This window comes from Klebsiella indica, from assembly GCF_005860775.1.
GTDB classification, from domain to species: Bacteria; Pseudomonadota; Gammaproteobacteria; order Enterobacterales; family Enterobacteriaceae; genus Klebsiella; species Klebsiella indica.
In genome coordinates this window covers 17,011-34,417 of record NZ_VCHQ01000019.1, presented here as the reverse complement: position 1 = coordinate 34,417, position 17,407 = coordinate 17,011, and the positions used below count along the sequence as shown (strand labels likewise).

At 50.5% G+C, this 17,407-nt stretch carries 18 protein-coding genes, 1 tRNA gene and 1 pseudogene; 12 read left to right on the top strand and 8 right to left on the bottom strand.

Going from position 1 to position 17,407, the window contains the following annotated elements; all coding sequences use genetic code 11:
* Nucleotides 1-2: 2 nt before the first annotated feature.
* From FE839_RS15060 to ahr, 7 genes are all read right to left on the bottom strand, one after another.
* Nucleotides 3-761 (bottom strand): IclR family transcriptional regulator, encoded by a 759-nt coding sequence (locus tag FE839_RS15060; protein WP_138361614.1) that lies wholly within the window; start codon nucleotides 759-761, stop codon nucleotides 3-5.
* Between the two features lie 233 nt (nucleotides 762-994).
* A complete protein-coding gene (locus FE839_RS15055; protein ID WP_138361613.1) occupies nucleotides 995-2,305 on the bottom strand; it encodes an ABC transporter substrate-binding protein in 1,311 nt (436 codons plus the stop codon).
* 2 nt (nucleotides 2,306-2,307) lie between these two features.
* Nucleotides 2,308-3,393 carry an ABC transporter ATP-binding protein gene (locus FE839_RS15050; RefSeq protein WP_138361612.1) on the bottom strand — a complete coding sequence of 362 codons (1,086 nt, stop codon included), beginning with the start codon at nucleotides 3,391-3,393 and terminating at the stop codon, nucleotides 2,308-2,310.
* A gap of 5 nt (nucleotides 3,394-3,398) precedes the next feature.
* The gene (locus tag FE839_RS15045; RefSeq protein ID WP_138361611.1) at nucleotides 3,399-4,223 is read right to left on the bottom strand and encodes a phosphodiesterase; all 825 of its coding nucleotides are present in this window, start codon (nucleotides 4,221-4,223) and stop codon (nucleotides 3,399-3,401) included.
* Nucleotides 4,224-4,233: 10 nt separating this feature from the next.
* The gene (locus FE839_RS15040) at nucleotides 4,234-5,121 is read right to left on the bottom strand and encodes a carbohydrate ABC transporter permease (RefSeq protein WP_138361610.1); all 888 of its coding nucleotides are present in this window, start codon (nucleotides 5,119-5,121) and stop codon (nucleotides 4,234-4,236) included.
* On the bottom strand, nucleotides 5,111-5,983 hold the full coding sequence (locus FE839_RS15035; RefSeq protein WP_138361609.1) for a carbohydrate ABC transporter permease: 873 nt from the start codon (nucleotides 5,981-5,983) through the stop codon (nucleotides 5,111-5,113). The genes FE839_RS15040 and FE839_RS15035 overlap by 11 nt, the downstream gene beginning before the upstream one ends.
* Before the next feature lie 202 nt (nucleotides 5,984-6,185).
* Nucleotides 6,186-7,205, bottom strand: a complete 1,020-nt coding sequence (ahr, locus tag FE839_RS15030; protein ID WP_138361608.1) for an NADPH-dependent aldehyde reductase Ahr — start codon at nucleotides 7,203-7,205, stop codon at nucleotides 6,186-6,188.
* Between the two features lie 222 nt (nucleotides 7,206-7,427).
* Between ahr and FE839_RS15025 the strand changes: the two genes are divergently transcribed.
* The 11 genes from FE839_RS15025 (at nucleotide 7,428) to FE839_RS14975 (ending at nucleotide 14,855) form a co-directional block, all read left to right on the top strand.
* Nucleotides 7,428-7,512, top strand: a tRNA-Leu gene (locus FE839_RS15025).
* 164 nt (nucleotides 7,513-7,676) lie between these two features.
* Nucleotides 7,677-8,939 carry a tyrosine-type recombinase/integrase gene (locus FE839_RS15020; protein ID WP_138361607.1) on the top strand — a complete coding sequence of 421 codons (1,263 nt, stop codon included), beginning with the start codon at nucleotides 7,677-7,679 and terminating at the stop codon, nucleotides 8,937-8,939.
* A gap of 52 nt (nucleotides 8,940-8,991) precedes the next feature.
* Complete coding sequence (locus FE839_RS15015; RefSeq protein WP_241675635.1) at nucleotides 8,992-9,633, top strand: hypothetical protein; 642 nt, start codon at nucleotides 8,992-8,994, stop codon at nucleotides 9,631-9,633.
* A gap of 379 nt (nucleotides 9,634-10,012) precedes the next feature.
* Nucleotides 10,013-10,243 carry a helix-turn-helix transcriptional regulator gene (locus FE839_RS15010; protein WP_138361606.1) on the top strand — a complete coding sequence of 77 codons (231 nt, stop codon included), beginning with the start codon at nucleotides 10,013-10,015 and terminating at the stop codon, nucleotides 10,241-10,243.
* Nucleotides 10,244-10,383: 140 nt separating this feature from the next.
* Nucleotides 10,384-10,941 (top strand): host cell division inhibitor Icd-like protein, encoded by a 558-nt coding sequence (locus FE839_RS15005; RefSeq protein WP_421808668.1) that lies wholly within the window; start codon nucleotides 10,384-10,386, stop codon nucleotides 10,939-10,941.
* Entirely contained in the window at nucleotides 10,934-11,134 is a 201-nt protein-coding gene (locus tag FE839_RS15000; protein ID WP_138361604.1) for a hypothetical protein, read from the top strand. Before FE839_RS15005 ends, FE839_RS15000 begins: the two co-directional genes overlap by 8 nt.
* Entirely contained in the window at nucleotides 11,127-11,318 is a 192-nt protein-coding gene (locus tag FE839_RS14995; protein ID WP_138361603.1) for a hypothetical protein, read from the top strand. Before FE839_RS15000 ends, FE839_RS14995 begins: the two co-directional genes overlap by 8 nt.
* Nucleotides 11,311-11,505 carry a hypothetical protein gene (locus FE839_RS14990; RefSeq protein WP_138361602.1) on the top strand — a complete coding sequence of 65 codons (195 nt, stop codon included), beginning with the start codon at nucleotides 11,311-11,313 and terminating at the stop codon, nucleotides 11,503-11,505. Before FE839_RS14995 ends, FE839_RS14990 begins: the two co-directional genes overlap by 8 nt.
* Nucleotides 11,498-11,728 (top strand): hypothetical protein, encoded by a 231-nt coding sequence (locus FE839_RS14985; protein WP_138361601.1) that lies wholly within the window; start codon nucleotides 11,498-11,500, stop codon nucleotides 11,726-11,728. The genes FE839_RS14990 and FE839_RS14985 overlap by 8 nt, the downstream gene beginning before the upstream one ends.
* A gap of 54 nt (nucleotides 11,729-11,782) precedes the next feature.
* Nucleotides 11,783-12,154 carry a hypothetical protein gene (locus tag FE839_RS14980; protein ID WP_138361600.1) on the top strand — a complete coding sequence of 124 codons (372 nt, stop codon included), beginning with the start codon at nucleotides 11,783-11,785 and terminating at the stop codon, nucleotides 12,152-12,154.
* A gap of 40 nt (nucleotides 12,155-12,194) precedes the next feature.
* On the top strand, nucleotides 12,195-14,855 hold the full coding sequence (locus FE839_RS14975; RefSeq protein ID WP_138361599.1) for a toprim domain-containing protein: 2,661 nt from the start codon (nucleotides 12,195-12,197) through the stop codon (nucleotides 14,853-14,855).
* Nucleotides 14,856-14,992: 137 nt separating this feature from the next.
* Here FE839_RS14975 and FE839_RS14970 read toward each other — a convergent pair whose 3' ends face one another.
* Nucleotides 14,993-15,700 carry a hypothetical protein gene (locus tag FE839_RS14970; RefSeq protein WP_138361598.1) on the bottom strand — a complete coding sequence of 236 codons (708 nt, stop codon included), beginning with the start codon at nucleotides 15,698-15,700 and terminating at the stop codon, nucleotides 14,993-14,995.
* Nucleotides 15,701-17,173: 1,473 nt separating this feature from the next.
* On the opposite strand from FE839_RS14970, the pseudogene FE839_RS14960 reads away from it, so the two are divergent.
* Nucleotides 17,174-17,353 (top strand): annotated as a pseudogene (locus FE839_RS14960) (Ogr/Delta-like zinc finger protein); the annotation flags it as partial.
* Between the last annotated feature and the right edge of the window lie 54 nt (nucleotides 17,354-17,407).

The window sequence follows — 17,407 nt, the reverse complement described above, 5'->3', positions numbered from 1 at the left end:
CCTCAGGCCGGGTAGCCCAGCGCTTTCGACAACTGGCGCCCGGCCTCTTCCAGCAATCCGCGGTAGCGGGCCAGCTCGTCGTCATCGACACGGGAGGTTAACGTTGACAGGCTCAGCGCTGCAATAACGCGAGATTCATGGTTCCACACCGGCACTGCTACGCAGCGTACGTCTTGTTCATTCTCTTCGCAATCCAGCGCATAACCCTGGACGCGGGTTTGTGCCAGCGTCGCCAACAGATCTTCGCGGCAGGTAATTGTTGCTGGAGTGAACGATGTGTACTGATAGCCTTCCAGCAGAGTATTCAGCTCTGTCTCGCTTAGCCAGGCAATCAATATCTTGCCGATAGCCGTCGCATGGATCGGTAAACGACGACCGATACGTGAGTAGGCAATGGCGGCAAGCCTGCCTTCAATTTTCTCGATATAAACGCCTTCGCGTCCGTCAAGAATACCAAGATGGGTGGTCTGTCCGGTGCGTTGCGAGAGTTCCGTCAGCCAGCGTTTCGCCTTCTGACGAATGTCTATGCTGCTTACCACAAAGTTGCCGCGCTCTACTAGCTTCATGCCCAGGCGGTATTTGTCGTTTTCCGGGTTCTGGTCGATATAGCCGTATAACTGTAAAGTTTTGAGTAGCGAATGGAGGGTGCTTTTACTCAGGCCCATCTGTTTGCTGATGTCGGTGATTTTGAGTTCCGTAGCCTGTTCATTAAACAGATCGAGGATCGTCAGTGCACGTTCAACAGACTGAATAATAGGCATAATGCATGACCGCTCACGCTGGGGGGGAGGGAAGATGAAAAAGTACCTTTTTTACGTTGAAAAATCAAACGGCTGGGGCAGAAAGGACGAGTGATATCATCTTGTACTGGCCTGTAGCACCAGTCAGCGAGGTACGATCGGGGAGATTCACGGCGGCGAGTAACCTCCCAATTCACGCCGTGACTGAACGCGCTCCCCACCTCATCGCGGTGTACCGTCTGAGGAGAAAATGCTTACTTCACTTCCGCCAGGGCAGTCTTATCCACGTAGGGTTTCATCAGCGCGTCGGCCTCTTTCTGTGCCGCCTGTGCTGCGGCTTCCGGGGTGACTTTAGCATCGTTCACCACCGCGGCCAGCTGGTTTTCCATCGCTTTACGCACGGCGACGGTCTCCCAGGTGGCGTACCACGGATGCGCATACTTCAACTGCTCAAGAGCGATCGCCGCGCGCGGATCCTGCTGCAAATAGGCCTTCATTTCGGGCGTATCGTAGGCGGCTTTACGCGGTGAGAAATAGCCAGTAAAGCGGCTCCAGGCCCCGTTAACCTGCGGGCTGACCAGATACATCAGGAACTGATACGCGGCTTTTTTCTGCGCGTCGTCGATCCCCTTAAAGCTCACAAGGCTGGCGCCGCCGATCGGCACCGCGCGCTGTTCTTTGGCCGGCAGCATCGCCACGCCGAGCTCAAAATCTTTGCTGTTCTCGCGCATAAAACCCAGCGCGCCGGTGCTGAGCATCGCCATTCCGACTTTACCGGAGAAGAAACTGGCGCTGATCTGTTTCGAGTTCAGCACGCCGGAGGGCATCACTTTGTCTTTATAAATCAGGTTCTGCCAGAAGCGCAGGGCACCGATAGTGGTCGGCGTGTTGTAATACACTTCGCCCGGATAATCCTCGTTAAAGTATTGTCCGCCGTTGGCCCGCACCAGCGCTGAGAAGATCCAGCCGCCGTAATCATCGTTAGTTGACGGCAGCATGATCCCCCATTGCCCTTTACTCGCGTCGGTCAGCTTTTTGGCGTCCGCCAGCAGCTCGGCCCAGGTCTGGGGCGGCTGTTTGATCCCGGCCTGATCGAACATGGTTTTGTTGTAGTAAAGGATTGGCGTCGAATTATGGAACGGGATCGCATAGGTGGTGCCCATCACCTGGGCATTTTTACGCATTGCCGGCCAGAACGCCTGCTGCAAAAAATCCCCCGCTTTTTGATTGCCATAACGGAACAGTTCGTCCATCGGCAGGATCTCATCTTTTAGCGCCAGATCGGTGGTGAAGTTAGCGGACATAATTACCAGCGCGGGCGGTTGTCCGGCCTTTTGCGCCGATTCGGCTTTGATTTTGGTGGTATCGTAGTTGCCGGTAAAGATTCCGCGCACTTCGACATCCTGCTGCGACTCGTTGAAGGCCTTAATGATGCGGGTCATCTCCATGGTCAGCTTGCCATCCACCGGCGCCGGAAACATGAAGTCAATTTTCTCTTTTGCCAGCGCCACGCCGCTGAGAGCGAGGCTTAGCCCAACCGCAAGAGCCGTGAGAGGTTTAAACATGATTAATCTCCTGGAGTAAGCGCCTGATGCACAGGCGTTAAATTATGCTGTTTCTCAGCATGAAAAAGATGAATATCGTCGGGCGAAAAGCCGAGAAGCAGGGTGTCGCCTTTCTCCGGCACCGCTCCGCGATGGCGACGGCTAAAGCGTAAGGTGCCGATAGGGGTGCTGACGTGGAGCAGATAATCGGCTCCCATCAGTTCTCGTTGCAGCACGGTGGCGGGCAGGCGCAGATGGCTCTCTTCCACGCGATCGCTGATATGTTCCGGACGAATACCTAACCAGACGCGGGATTCTTCCCGGTAGCCCGGCGGTAGCGGGTGACGTTGTTCGCCAAGGAGTACCTGACCGTCGGCGCAGGGCAGCGACAGCAGATTCATCGCCGGGGAGCCGATAAAACCGGCGACAAACAAATTGGCCGGATTCGCGTAGAGATACTCCGGGCGTCCGACCTGCTGTACGTGACCGCCGTTCATCACCACAATACGGTCAGCCATCGACATCGCTTCCGTCTGGTCATGGGTGACGTAGATGGTGCTGATGTTGAGCTGCTGGTGGAGGTCCATAATGCTGTCGCGTACTTCGCTGCGCAGGCGGGCATCAAGGTTGGAGAGCGGCTCATCCATCAGGAACAGGCGCGGGTTGCGCACAATTGCCCGCGCCATCGCCACCCGCTGCCGCTGACCGCCGGAAAGCTTCGCCGGTTTGCGGTCCAGCAGGTTTTCCAGTTGCAGCATCTGCGCCACTTTCTCCACCCGCGGCTGCCAGCTGGTTTTATCCTCTTTTCTCACCTTCATGCCGAAGGTGATGTTGTCGCGCACCGACAGATGTGGAAACAGAGCATAGTTCTGGAAAATCATCGCAAAATTACGCTCTCTGGGCGACATTTCGCTGATGTTCTCATCATATAGCCAGATTTCCCCCGCGCTGACCGGCTCCAGCCCGGCGATCAGGCGCAGCAGGGTGCTTTTGCCGCAGCCGGACGGGCCGACCAGCACCACGAATTCACCGTCGTGAATATCCAGCGACAGGGCGCTGAGGGCCGGTTTACCGTCAAATTGTTTACTGATGTTTTGCAGACTAAGCATGGTGATTAGCGATCTTCCGTTGGGCAACTGATATGTTCGTCGTACATCCACGGCCCGGCGTAATGAGTCAGCGGATGTTGATAGCTCACCCACCGATCGCCCACCTGGCGATGCATCAGGCATGACGCGGGGGAGAGGTCGTAATACGGGCGCGTATCTTCGTGAAAATAGGGGACCTGGTGGACGGTTCCCGGAATGGTGGAGATGATGGCCTGGCGATATTGAGTCATGGTCAGACTGTGGTTATGGCCGCAAAAAATGCGCGTCAGCGACGGGAAACGTTCAACCAGCGCCAGCAGACGGTGGCCGTTCTCGCAGGCGATGGGGTCCATCTGCGCGTTGCCCAGCGGCAGCGGCGGATGATGCATAAACACCGTTGCTGGTTTGTCGCCGCCATCAAATAGCTGCGCTTCCAGCCATTTGATGGTGTCGTCCGTTAGCCAGCCTTTCGACGTCCCCGTCCGGCTGGAGTCGATAAACAGCAGGCGAGTGGCAAAATCGTCTACCGCATAATGCATATTTTGCGCATCGTTACCGAGCAGCGGACACAGGGGATGCAGATATTCCAGAAACAGTTCTTTATCGTCGTGGTTGCCGGGAATGAGATAGCGTGGATAGTTGAGGTTGCCGAGGATCTGTCGGGCGACCTGATACTCTTCCGGGCGACCGCAGTTGACGATATCTCCGCTTACCACCACCGCGTCAGGGCGCTCCTGCAGGGCATTAAGCTGGGAGACCACATCGGCGTTGGCGGCGTTGACATCAATAAAACCGTATAGCTTCCGGCCGTGGCTGCGGAAATGGGTATCGGAAATTTGCGCGAGCAGCATGAATAACTCCTTATTTGATCCCGGCGAAACCGAAGCTTCGCAGGAACTGTTTCTGGAAAAGAATGAACGCCAGCATCAGCGGCAGGCAGACCATTAGCGTTCCGGCGCCGATGGTGCCCCACTGGCCGCCGGATTCCGCGCCCATGGCGAAGGAGACCAGCCCCACGGTCAGTACCTGTTTATCCGGGTCGTTAAGCATCATCAGCGGCCACAGATACTCGTTCCAGTGGTAGGTAATGCTGACGGTGGCGAAGGCCAGCACCGAAGGCCATGACATCGGCAGCAGCACGCGGAACAGCACCTGCCACCAGCGACAACCCTCCATCAGCGCCGCCTCTTCCAGCTCTTTGGGGATGGCGAGAAATGCCTGACGCATCAGGAACACGCCGAACGCCGAGGTGAAATAGGGCATCATCACCCCGGTGAGAGTATTGAGCAGGCCGAAGGTTTTCAGGGTCAGCATGTTCGGCACCATCATCACTACCGGCATGATCATCAACTGCACGAGGAACAGCAGAAACAGCGTCTTTTTGCCGCGGAACTCGTGGCAGGCGAAGACGTATCCGGCGGTGGTGATGGTCAACAGCTGTACGCAAAAGGTGCCGAAGGCGAAGATAATGGTGTTGGCATAGAGGTTCAGCCAGTCGGCGCTGGCCCAGGCATCGCGAAAGTTATCCAGCGTCAGCGGCAGTCTGGGCAGCAGGGATGCCATATCTTCGCCGAAGGTTGTGGCGCTGAACGAGGTCGCCAGCATCCACAAAAACGGGCTTATCCACAGCAGCGCCAGGCAGCACATTAATACCGTCACGGTAAAGGGCTGCGAGCGGCGCAGGCGCAGCCACAGCGGGCGCGATGCGCGCTGCGAACGTAGTACCAGCGGTGAGATTTCAGCGCTCATAATGCGCTCCTTTCTCCAGCAGTTTGAGGTTAATCAGCGAGAAGGCGAACAGCCCGGCCAGGGTCAGGAAAGTGGCGGCGGAGGCTTTACCTAAATCGTGGGTGTCCCAGGCGAGGTTCTGAATGTAGTAAAGCAGTACGGTAGTGGCGTTATCCGGACCGCCACGGGTCATCACCGCTACGTGGTCAATCTGGGTAATGGAATAAATCAGCGCCGTGGTGATCACGAAGCTGAGCGTCGGGCGCAACAGCGGCAGAGTGACGTTAAAAAAGACCTGCGTGCGGGTGGCCCCTTCCATAAGCGCCGCCTCGCGGGTTGACGCCGGGATGCTTTGCAGTCCGGCAAGGAAAAACAGCATGTAGTAACCGGCGAACTTCCACACGCCAATGAGCGCCAGCGCCAGTAGCGCACTGTTGCTGCGTCCCAGCCAGTTGTTGTTCATCGGGCCGAACAGCTTCGCGAGGTAATGGTCCAGCAGTCCGAGACCGGGCATAAAGATAAACAGCCACAGCGCGGCGGCGCTGACCATCGGGATAATCATCGGGAAAAAGAACGCGGTGCGCAGCCAGCGATTCACGCGGTGATTTTCGGCCAGAGCGACCGCCAGCAGCAGGGCGAGAGTGACGCCCGGCACCACCGTCAGCAGGATATAGAGCAGATTATTAACCAGCGACTGCCAGAAGACGTCATCGGCAAACAGGCGGGCGAAGTTTTCCAGTCCGACATACTGGCCGCCATCGCTGGCCATTCGGGTATCGAACAGGCTGTCATACACCGAACGCCCCAGCGGCAACCAGGTAAACAGTAATAAAAATAGCAGGGAAGGCGACAGTATCATCCAGGGGAGCCAGTATTTTCTCATGGCGGCAGATGTCTCGTGCAGGCGTTTGTAGAAGCCCGGATTGTGAAAAGGAATGACTGCAAAGGTATGGCAGTGAGATGACGGTTTAATGAACGAATCAGATATGCCGGGCAGAGGGGCAGCCCGGCATGGGGATTAGCGTATCGCCTAAATTATTTGCCTCCAGGCAACCTGCGCATTGCCTGAAGCATAGACGGGAGCGTCAGAAATCGGCTTTTAGCACCACACGATAGCGGGCCTTGCCCTCGCGAACGTGCTTCAGCGCGTCGTTGATTTGCGACATCGGGAACAGCTCAGTGGTCGGCGCGACTTTGCTACGCCCGGCAAATTTCATCAGCTTGCGCAGCTCAGACGGGTTGCCGGTGGCTGAGCCGGAGATGCTGCGGTCGCCGCCAATCAGGGTAAAGGCGGAGACCGGGAACGGCTTCATCACCACGCCGACGGTATGGAAGTTGCCGCCGTAAGCCAGCGCGGCAAAGTACGGTTGCCAGTCGAGGTCGACGGCGACGGTGTTGATGATCAGGTCGAACTGACCGGCGAGCGCTTTTAAGGCGTCAGGATCGCGGCTGTTGACCACGCGATCGGCCCCCATCGCCAGCACTTCCGGCTCTTTGGCCGGGTTTGAGCTAAAGGCGGTGACTTCCGCCCCCATCGCACGCAGCAGCTTGATGGCGATATGACCGAGGCCGCCAATGCCGATGACGCCGACGCGGCTGTTTGCCGTGACGTGATGCATCAGCAGCGGTTTGAAGACGGTGATGCCGCCGCAGAGCATCGGCCCGGCGGATTCGATATCGATGTTTTCCGGCAGCGGGATCACCCATTGCCAGTCGGCGCGTAGCTTATCGGCAAAGCCGCCGCGGTTGGTGATGGTTGGTACCGTTCCTTCCAGGCAGTTAATCTGATTGCCGCTGATACAGGCATCACAGTGCCCGCAGCTGCGCGCCGTCCAGCCGATGCCTACCTTCTGGCCGATTTTCAGTCCTTTATCCTGCGCCGCGTTGCCCAGCGCAGCCACGCGACCAATCACCTCGTGACCGGCTACCAGCGGATAGCTCGACATACCCCATTCGTTGTCGATCATCGACAGGTCGGAGTGGCAGATGCCGCAGTATTCCACCTGTACTTCGACATCTTCCGGCTTGAGATCGCCGGCATCGTACTCCCACAGCGACAGATCGGCCCCCGCTTCTTTGGCGGCGTAACTTTTAATTTTGCTCATCACAGTTTCCTTGGGTTTGGCGTGGTTAAGAAGGAAGTGTAGAGCATACGGCGGGCGGGTGCTGAAAGAAGGTGGAGCAGGAGAATGGGAAAACGGGCGCTTAAAGAAGCTAAGGCACTGAACAGATGAAAAATTCATCACTTGATGGCTGGAGGACGTAACGTTGCTTGCATGGCAGCGTATGACAGGTATAATCCACAACGTTTCCGCATCCCCTTCAGTGCCGAAGTGGCGAAATCGGTAGACGCAGTTGATTCAAAATCAACCGTAGAAATACGTGCCGGTTCGAGTCCGGCCTTCGGCACCATTAACACTTCTTTTGACGTTCCTTGAAGTCTACAATTCTAGAAAAAATCCTTAAAAACAAGCAAGTTAACGTATTTCATGGTCTTTGTTAGTCTCTTGTGGTCTACCCTCTTTTGGGGGCATAATCGGGGGCATGTCAATTCGATCAGGATTTGTGCCCCCAAAATGAAACTCAACGCTCGCCAGATAGAGACCGCAAAGCCGAAAGAGAAAGCCTATAAAATGGCTGATGGAGGCGGCTTGTATCTTGAAGTCTCCCCTAAAGGTTCCAAATACTGGCGCATGAAATATCGTCGCCCATCTGACAAAAAGGAAGATCGGCTCGCTTTTGGTGTATACCCGACGATCACTTTGGCTGAGGCTCGGGGTAAGCGCGATGCAGCAAAGAAATTGTTGTCTCAGGGCATTGACCCCAAAGCTGAGCAAAAGGGGGCACAAGCTGAAATTGAGGGGGCATATTTATTTGAAACTATCGCAAGGCAATGGCACGCAAGTAACCTAACCTGGAGCGAAGATCATAGCCGTCGCGTTCTGCTGACGCTTGAGCAGTATATTTTCCCCTCGATAGGTCAAATCGACGCCAGAACGTTGAGAACCAGCCAGCTTCTCAATCCGATCAAAGCTGTCGATACGGCAGGTAAACATGATGTTGCGCAGCGACTGATGCAGCGCGTAACCGCAATTATGCGTTTCGGTGTGCAGAATGACCTTCTTGAATCAAATCCTGCCAGTGATATGGCTGGAGCGCTTTTAAGCGTTAAGGCAACTCATCACCCAGCGCTACCCCCAAAAAGAATCCCTGAGTTTCTTGAAAGACTATCACGCTATAAAGGGCGACTAATGACACGCCTTGCCGTTGAATTAACGCTGCTCACATTTATTCGTTCAAGTGAGATGCGTTTTGCTCGCTGGAGTGAGGTTAACTTTGAACGAAGCGAGTGGACGATACCCGGAATTCGTAAGCCTATTCCCGGCGTAAAACACTCTGAGCGTGGGATGAAGATGAAAACTGAACATATTGTTCCGCTTAGCAAACAGGCATTCGATATTTTTAAACGTTTATATGCCTTGAGCGGCAAAGGGGAGGTTATATTTCCCAGCGATCATGACCCTAAAAAAGTAATGAGTGAAAATACAGTAAATAGCGCCTTGCGTGTAATGGGATATGATACGAAAACAGAAGTATGTGGGCATGGATTTAGAACTATGGCGCGTGGTGCACTAAGTGAGTCGAAACTATGGAATGATGATGCCATTGAAAGACAGTTAAGCCACGTTGAACGAAAAAACGTGAAAGGTTCATATATGCACACTTCGGAATATCTTGAAGAAAGAAGATTAATGCTGCAATGGTGGGCTGATTACATTGATGCCAACAAGAATTTTGCTATTACACCATATGATTTTGCGCGCGTTCACGGGAAATAGTTTAAGTAATATCTTTAATTTTTAAAATGCTGAATAGTTATGGGAGATGTGAATGATGGATAACGTGAATACAGACGATAAATATTTTTATTTTAAACGATTAACTTACCTTATGCCGCATGAAGTTGCATTGGTAATGTACGGATTTGATTATGATGTTAGCGAGAAGGATTTATCTTCTGAGCAGTTAAAGGATGTTCACAAGCTAAGGTCTGCTATAACAAGAAATATACAGCTATTTGACGAATATAAAAATGTTAGTGCTAAAAAAAGAATAGAAGCCAATTTGGTATTAACGGCGGCATACATCTTTCAAAGGGAAGATGTTGTACCTTTAGAGGTTAAAGAAAGAATAAATATCGCTGTGCAACAGGTAGTAAAATATAAAGATTGGGCTAATATCTTAATTACATTAGGTGGTAATGAGTTATATGAGGTTGGGAAAAGGCTCAGAAATAATAGCAGAGGACAATACCGTAAAGAGGATGAAGACAATAACAATTGGAAGTTGATTGCATTGTTAATAGAGCTATTGAGTAAATATGGAAAAGCAAGCTATACGGATTTAAGCGTGATCTACAATGATATTCTCTCATTATGCCAAGAACGTAACATATCCCTAGAGGGAATAAAACAAGCAACTTTTTATAAGAAAGTAAAAATTGCGAGAGATATTATTAAGTATGGCAAATAAATTATTTATTAGATTAATTGTTCTGTTCAATACTTCTGCTTAAGTATAGGGGGATATAAAGGGTGATAACGGGTGGTAAGGGGGCTAATAGAACTTTATAAGCCTCTATAAATCACTATAAGCCTCTCAGGAGGTGTGAGTAAAGAGGTTTGTTTTTAAAAGGATGAATCGATAACTATTTGATTTTTAGAAATAAAATATTTGTTTAGTGCTTTGTTTTCATTGCTTTATCTGAAAATTCAATTCCATTGCGTTTCAATAGAATTCAACATTTTTCAATAGAATTATATATCCTTTCAATAGATTCCATTATCGCTAGAATCCGTTATTCCCTGCGTTTACAGTCATTGTGTACTTGAGAAGAACACAAGGAATCAGCATGGAATATACGAACAATCAAGATATTTATCAGACCCTTATATCCACAAAAGAAGTTTTACGTCGTTTGCAACGTAGCAAAGCCTGGCTATATAAGCAGCTTTCTAAGAATGCTTTCCCACGCCCGGTTAAAATTGGAACCCGCGCAATTTCATTTATTGAAAGCGAAGTCGATCACTGGATTAAAGAGCAAATATCTGCATCACGTGGTGGCAGGTATGAGCAGCGCTAATGAAAAAGCCCGCCAGCAAGAACTGACGGGCTTGGGAAGTAACTCCCCAGATGGTTTTCACTTGAGCCGGAAAACCTTACATGAAGTGCAACTAAACCGAGATCATTATGACATACGCTAAAAATAATAGGAAATACCGTTTGACAACCTCGCCCGATGGATCGCAGAATCCAGACGTTGCCCCTCAATGGGTAACCGGGCGTAGGAACCCGTGTATGTTATCGGCGACGACAGACGCGCCATGCGTCTTTTTTTACGTCGCAATCAACGCCACAGAGCGCCAGATTATGGCGTGGTGCGTTCACTCCGGGCACGTCAGCGCCGGGCATGAACAGGTAACGCATCACTCCGCCATGTCAATGGTAGCTCAGGCGGGGCAGCTTTCGGGCTGGCCGGTCTCCGATAACGCCGGTATTCCTACCCCCGTCTGGGCTATCGCCATTAGTGAGCGTAGGAACTCCGGCGATAGCAACGATTATGCTGTTATCGGAGGTTGCCTTATGGCTACTACCCCAGTTCACTCACATCCTCAGTTTGTCTGGCTTTTTCTCGCTGTACGCCGTTCTGACGTATCGGCTAAACCCCACCGCGAGGAAGTTACCGCCCCTGATTTCATGAGCGCACGACGCACCATAGCGCGTGATTTTGTTGCCTCCTTTGCTGGCCGTCTGCCGGTTCGTGAGGTGGCTCATGTATAAAATCCTTATCACCCATATAAACCACGAGCTTCACCAGGTGCGGGAATGGACTTATCACCGCAAGTATAAAACCTGTCAGGCGGCCAATCGCGCGGCGAGAGAATTAACCTATGTATGCAAGCCGGATGGCTTTAACGCGATTTCAGAGACAACGGCCAGCGTTGTGAAAATTTCGGGGGTGGCGCATGTATAAGCTCATTATCACTCTGATTAATTATCAGACCGGCGACCAACGAAATCTGGTCAATAACTGGCGTTATACAACCAGTGATGAAGCCTGGATTGATGCAAATAAAATGGCCTATGTTCGTAAAGGCGATGACGGCAAGACCACGCACGAATGCAGGGTTAAAGTTGTGGGGGTGAGTCATGTATGAGATTCATGTAAAAGCCAGGAATGTAATTACCGGAAAAATAAATTTTTACCGTCATGCAAAAAAATATAATTCGCCGGGTAAAGCGCTCAAAACAGCCAGAAGGCTTGTTGATGGCATTACCTTTAATGGATGTCATTTAGACGATAACGAATATACGGTGACGGTTGGGAAGGTGAAACATGGCTAACATTTTTTGCGGCAAAGTAACACGTAATAAAACATATCTGGTTTCCGGTTATGCGGTGACGCGTAAAGGTTATACGCGCAGCGCACAGGTGACGGTTGAGGCGCTTAGTCGCGATGATGCAATAATCCGGGCTACGGCTCAGTTATGCTGGGAGGGGTTAAAGTACTTTAAGGCTCTCAGGGTGCTGGAGATAACCACGCCATTAATCAGCAAACTGCACTGATAATCCGTTAAACAAATTTATGTTTTATATGACCGTTACTGGTCAGGGGGTTTTATGTCTCAGAATCACATCAATGAAAATGAAATCGTCTCTCAGGATGCGAACTTGTGGAACAGAGATTATTCGTGGTTATTTTCCGAAGAAAGTTATTACCGGTTGGATGATGTTATAAATATTTCAAGATTGCTCGAAGACTTACTTGATTCTAAAGCCGAAATGAAGCGCGAGACTAACGTTCCTGCCAATCAGATGGGTAGCCTTTTCAAGGTGATGATTAAAGAACTTGATGCAATAAAATCAGAGCTTTCTGGGGGTAAAGGAATATATTCGCGAGGTGAGGTTGATCTGGGTTTAAGTGCCGTCAGGTTATTCGGCGTGCATCGGGTTACAGAAATGATTAATGACGCTACACAAGGCGACCATTAAATACAAAAGCGCCGTGGTAAGCGGCGCTTAAGGATTTTATATGTACAGAGAAGATTTACGCACAGATATTATAAAGCGTCTTATTGCTGATTTCCAGTTTAAAGAGCAAAACGGTTATTTACGGCGAGGCGTTTGCCCTCACTGTAAGAAAAAGGAATTATTCACCAGTCTGGATAAACCCTATGTATTGCGCTGCGGACGGGAGAATAAATGCGGCGGTGAAGTAATTGTAAAAGAGCGCTATGCTGATTTATTTAATAACTGGTCGGAACGCTATCAGCGGACGGAAGCTAACCCCCATGCAGCAGCAGAAGCCTATTTACGTGAAGGGCGTGGCCTTGATACAGCATTGATTGCCGGATGTTACAGACAGGAAAGCTATCACCAGAGGGGTATAGGTAGTGCGACGGTTCGCTTTGCATTGCCTAACGGCGCTTACTGGGAACGGATAATTGACCGGCCAGAGCAGTTTGACCGTAAGGCCAATTTTGGTGGGCGCTATGCCGGCCAGTGGTGGTCTGCCCCGGCCCAAAATCTTGCTAGGCAAAAAGAGATCTGGCTGGTCGAAGGGATTTTTGACGCCATCAGCCTGAATCAGAACGGCATAGCGGCTGTGTCTATCATGACCTGCAATAACTACCCGGATAAAGCCTTGCAGAAACTGGCGGCGCTGTACGCTAAAAGTCCTCGTCCGGTTCTGGTGTGGGCGCTGGACAGAGGGCAGGCCGGGGAGCGCGCCATACGTAAGCATGTTGAGCGCAGCCGTGTTGAAGGGTGGACCGCTAACGCAGCTCTTCCCCCAGAGGGTAAAAAGGAGGCTGACTGGAACGATCTGCATATCAGAGGCAGGCTGACGGCCAGAGATCTGGATACTTATCGCTACTATGGCGCGCTGCTTATTGCCCGCAGCGCCAGCGATAAAGCGTTGCTGATGTTCAATCGCACTGAGCGACACGAGTTTCATTTTGAATACGATTCCCGCCTGTGCTGGTTCAAGCTTGATGTGGATCGGCACATGAAGGCAGTCGAGCGCATTCAGATGGCCGAGCCGGATTTAGATGAACGGGACGCGAAGGCCAAAGCGCTGAAGGAGTCGGGCGCCGTGGCCGAAATTGCCAATTGCTACCCGACGCCACTGTATTTCCAGAAGTCGGAAGCAACGGACGAGGCCTGGTATTACATGCGTGTGGATTTTCCAAATGGCTCCCCGCCGGTTAAAGCGACGTTTACTGCCGCGCAGCTCTCCAGTGCCTCCGAGTTCAAAAAACGACTTTTACATGTGGCTAAGGGCGCGGTGTATACCGGCAACACCAATCAGCTCGATAAGCTGGCAAAGCAGGATTTACCCGGGATTAAAGAGGTCAATACGCAAAACTTCATCGGGTACAACAAAGAGTTCGGGGCTTATGTATTCAATGACGTTGCTGTACATAACGGCACGCTCTATCCGCTCAATGATGAGGATTATTTTGAAATGCGGGATCTGAGCCTGAAAAGCCTCAGTGTATCGCCACTCCTGGCGCTAAATCCTGAGCTGGCTGATTTTAACCCGGCATGGTGTGCCGACCTGTGGCAGGCATTTGGCGCTAAAGGGTATATTGCGCTGGCCTTCTGGCTGGGAACCCTGTTTGCTGAGCAAATCCGCGCTGTACAAAAAAGTTATCCGTTTCTGGAGGTTGTCGGTGAGCCGGGCTCCGGCAAAAGTACCCTGCTGGAGTTTTTGTGGCGGCTGAGCGGCCGGCCGGATTACGAAGGGTTTGATCCGTCTAAATCCACCCCTGTGGCGCGGGCGCGTAACTTTGCTCAGGTGGGGAACCTGCCGGTATGCCTGATTGAAGGCGATCGTACGCTGGACAATGCGAAGCAACGGGCCTTTGACTGGGATGAGCTGAAATCTCTGTACAACGGACGCTCCCCGCGGGCCGTAGGGATCAAAACGAATAACAATGAAACCTATGAGCCACCCTTCAAGGGCGCGATTATCATTGCTCAGAACGCCAATACAGACGGCTCCCCGGCATTTCTGGAACGTATTATTCACCTGCATACCGACCGGCGCGACCAGACCCCACAAACGAAAGCCGCAGCGGAGGCGCTGGAGCGCTACCCGATAGAGTCCATTTCCGGCTTTGTCCTGATGGCTATCCTCAAGGAACGGGAAATTATGGAACGTTTCTTTACCCGTTTTGAGTCCGCCGAAGCGGAGGTGCTGGCCGTTATGCCCTCTCAGCATATCCGCATTATCAAAAATCACGCCCAGCTCATCGCCCTGCTGGAAGCGCTGGAGATGGTGATCCCTCTGGATAGCGGATGTATCGAGAAAACGAAGGACATGCTTCTACGGATGGCACCGGAGCGCCTCAAGGCGGTACAGGCCGAGCATCCGCTCGTACAGGAGTTCTGGGAGGTCTTTGATTATCTGGATTCGACGGTGCCGGGAGGGATGAATCATTCGCGGGAACCAGGAGAAATCGCCGTTCAGTTCAGTCATTTTCAGGAAGAGGCGAGCCAGCACCGGCAATCGCACGCTGACATTAAAGAGCTTAAAAAGCTCCTGGAGGGAGCCAAGAGCAGGCATATCATCCGCAAGGGCGCGGTAAGAAGTCACATCTATGAGAGCTACAACCGTAAGCTGCCGGCAGACAGCCCGGCGAAACGCAATGAAGTGCAGCATTGCTGGGTATTCAAGGCACAGCATTAAAGCAAACCGGCCTGATTTGTGGCCGGTCAGTTATTTGCGCACTGTCATTTATCACCATGCAGGCCATCTTGTCGACGCGGTGTTTTATTAGCGAGACTTCCTGGTCGCTGACTGGTAATGTAGGTCCATCGCGCTATCTAAATTTTCACCTTGTCAGTGATGGTGGCATTAAATTTGAGGCTGAATTCTGAAATTAGATGATTCAGACCGGCTAAGATATTCATCTGTTTATTATAATTGTCATCGTCAGGTAATTTAATTCCATTAGCGATGAGAAATTCCTCTAACCTTGCTGTAAAGTTTGTGCTGTCATTGTTTTTGCCAAGGTTTTCTAAAAGTATTTCATTTTCGGATTGCCTGACCATTTCGTTATATTTTTCAGTTATAGATAGTTTCAATGACTCAATCGTAGCTATCAGCTTTTGTTTATCTTCGTTTCGCAGGTCACGCAATGCCGTATCGTTTTCTGCCTTCATTCTAAGGCAGTTATAAGGGTTTTCTGATATAAGTGCTTTGGATTCCTGAAGCTTAACAGAAAAGGATTTTTGTTCACTTTCTTCATATGATGGCGGCTGCATCATTAATGGCGTATAGGGTGAGCAGTCAAAAGTAACGCGCATTACGAATTTACGTATTAGCTCACGTCTGTAATTAATGTAGAGATTATCAATCTTACCTTGAAGTTTTTTTAGCTCGGTTTCTTTTTTAGCTATTGATTCTTGCAGTGATGCATTCTGATAAAGAGGGCGCACGGTATAAAAATAGCCAAAAATTGCGAATCCTACTAACAGCAACTGCGAAAGTTGACTTATCCTGTTTAAATATAAATCGATTTTATTATTCATGTTTCACCTTACCCATTTAATAATTGGTGATGCAATGCTAAGTGCTGGTGTCATTATCTACTCGCAATAAACTTACTGCTTTGATTTCATTAAAGAGTATTTTCTCCTGATTGATAAAGCTTAACTCAAGACCATGAAGTAATGAAGCGAACTCTTACCAGCTTTGCTATGCCAACTTCTGGAGCCGGGTAGTCAAACCGGCCGCCATGTCACACGTTCTGATTCCTTGCGGCGAGATCGTTCACCTGCTCAAGGCGGGCAGAAAATGTGAGAACGCTGGGCGCATGAAGTGTGAAAGGAGTATCAACTCAGATGCGCTTATTCGCCACCACATGACAAACCGGCCAGCACGGACAGGAATGGCTGAGCTGCAGCATGGTCACATTCGGCGGTGCTCGATATCGGACAGTAAGCACCGCCGGCAACACTATTGCTCCCCGGTGGGCAAGGCCAGTGGAAATGCAAACACAAATTGTTAACAAGAAAGAGATGTTTTTATGCCAAATGTGCTCATAAATCATCCATTATTGAATGCTTTTAAAATTTTAGGGGGGGTATCGGAAACTCATTACATTATTACAAGGCTAAAAAATGTTATGTAATGATATGATATATATACTTAATTCTTGTAATAAAACTAACCTTACATACCATTACATGTAATAAAATGGATTTGTTACAAATGAATAATATAACTCATTGTTTTTAAAGGGTGTAATTTGTATGTAATGCGATGTAATATGAGCGATATTACAAATATTAATCTTTAAAATCATTGTCTTAATGGCTATTTTTGTGCTCTGTAATAATGTAATGAGTTTCCGGTGTCCCCCCTGCCTTTTAAGAAAACAACTCTTTTTCTGTTAGCATTTTATTAACAATCATTGATTCAACCGCTGTACTGGCACCAGCCTTCTGCGTCACTCATATATGTTCATTTCGGCCTGTATTACAGCATCCGCTACGGGTGCAATTTTGTGGCTTTTTTACCTGATTTACCCGGTTTCTGGTACTGCACAATAGTGCACAGATTTGCACAATTTTTTTGATGGTATTTATGCCCTTTCCGGCCTGTGCTGGTGCGGCCTGAGGCCAGTTTTGTGCATGCACGGAAAATGGAAGGATTGCAGCGCGCAGGTGACGGGGGGCCTGCCCCCGCAAGCGGGCATAAGGCCAGAAAGTGAGATTCTGCTTTCTCCGTGCAATTCAGCGCTGCGTTTTGACTTGTGGTAATGAGGTGAGGTCACTTTTTATTGCGCCTTCCTGAGTGGCTTACAGACGATATCCGTAAGGGGGTTAAAATGATGTTTATTGCCATAATTCGCTGATATCCGGTATAAAACTGGAGAATATGAGATATTTGACAATGAAAAATTTTGTATGAATAAGGCGATTAAGCAGGGGATTGGTTGTCAGGGGGGGGCGAAAACCGGATAATGCCAGCGAGTTCAACTCCCATGAGGGAGAATATCTATGTTTCGTTGTCCTTTCTGCGGCGCAATGGCCCGCACCCGTACCAGTCGCCGTCTGAGTGAGCACACAATACGCCAGTATCATCAGTGTCAGAATCTGGAATGCAGTGAGAGTTTCACCACCCTGAATGCTTTTGAACACCGGGTCAGTCGTCGTAACTCCCCGGCCATGCCTCCGCCCGCAGCGGGAAATTGAATTGATTCGTTAAGCCGTTCCCCGCCCGAGAGGGCGGGC

Coding starts and splice junctions, on each gene's coding strand:
- FE839_RS15060 (WP_138361614.1), bottom strand. CDS start 761: ATGCCTATTATTCAGTCTGTTGAACGTGCACTGACGATCCTCGATCTG.
- FE839_RS15055 (WP_138361613.1), bottom strand. CDS start 2,305: ATGTTTAAACCTCTCACGGCTCTTGCGGTTGGGCTAAGCCTCGCTCTC.
- FE839_RS15050 (WP_138361612.1), bottom strand. CDS start 3,393: ATGCTTAGTCTGCAAAACATCAGTAAACAATTTGACGGTAAACCGGCC.
- FE839_RS15045 (WP_138361611.1), bottom strand. CDS start 4,223: ATGCTGCTCGCGCAAATTTCCGATACCCATTTCCGCAGCCACGGCCGG.
- FE839_RS15040 (WP_138361610.1), bottom strand. CDS start 5,121: ATGAGCGCTGAAATCTCACCGCTGGTACTACGTTCGCAGCGCGCATCG.
- FE839_RS15035 (WP_138361609.1), bottom strand. CDS start 5,983: ATGAGAAAATACTGGCTCCCCTGGATGATACTGTCGCCTTCCCTGCTA.
- ahr (WP_138361608.1), bottom strand. CDS start 7,205: ATGAGCAAAATTAAAAGTTACGCCGCCAAAGAAGCGGGGGCCGATCTG.
- FE839_RS15020 (WP_138361607.1), top strand. CDS start 7,677: ATGAAACTCAACGCTCGCCAGATAGAGACCGCAAAGCCGAAAGAGAAA.
- FE839_RS15015 (WP_241675635.1), top strand. CDS start 8,992: ATGATGGATAACGTGAATACAGACGATAAATATTTTTATTTTAAACGA.
- FE839_RS15010 (WP_138361606.1), top strand. CDS start 10,013: ATGGAATATACGAACAATCAAGATATTTATCAGACCCTTATATCCACA.
- FE839_RS15000 (WP_138361604.1), top strand. CDS start 10,934: ATGTATAAAATCCTTATCACCCATATAAACCACGAGCTTCACCAGGTG.
- FE839_RS14995 (WP_138361603.1), top strand. CDS start 11,127: ATGTATAAGCTCATTATCACTCTGATTAATTATCAGACCGGCGACCAA.
- FE839_RS14990 (WP_138361602.1), top strand. CDS start 11,311: ATGTATGAGATTCATGTAAAAGCCAGGAATGTAATTACCGGAAAAATA.
- FE839_RS14985 (WP_138361601.1), top strand. CDS start 11,498: ATGGCTAACATTTTTTGCGGCAAAGTAACACGTAATAAAACATATCTG.
- FE839_RS14980 (WP_138361600.1), top strand. CDS start 11,783: ATGTCTCAGAATCACATCAATGAAAATGAAATCGTCTCTCAGGATGCG.
- FE839_RS14975 (WP_138361599.1), top strand. CDS start 12,195: ATGTACAGAGAAGATTTACGCACAGATATTATAAAGCGTCTTATTGCT.
- FE839_RS14970 (WP_138361598.1), bottom strand. CDS start 15,700: ATGAATAATAAAATCGATTTATATTTAAACAGGATAAGTCAACTTTCG.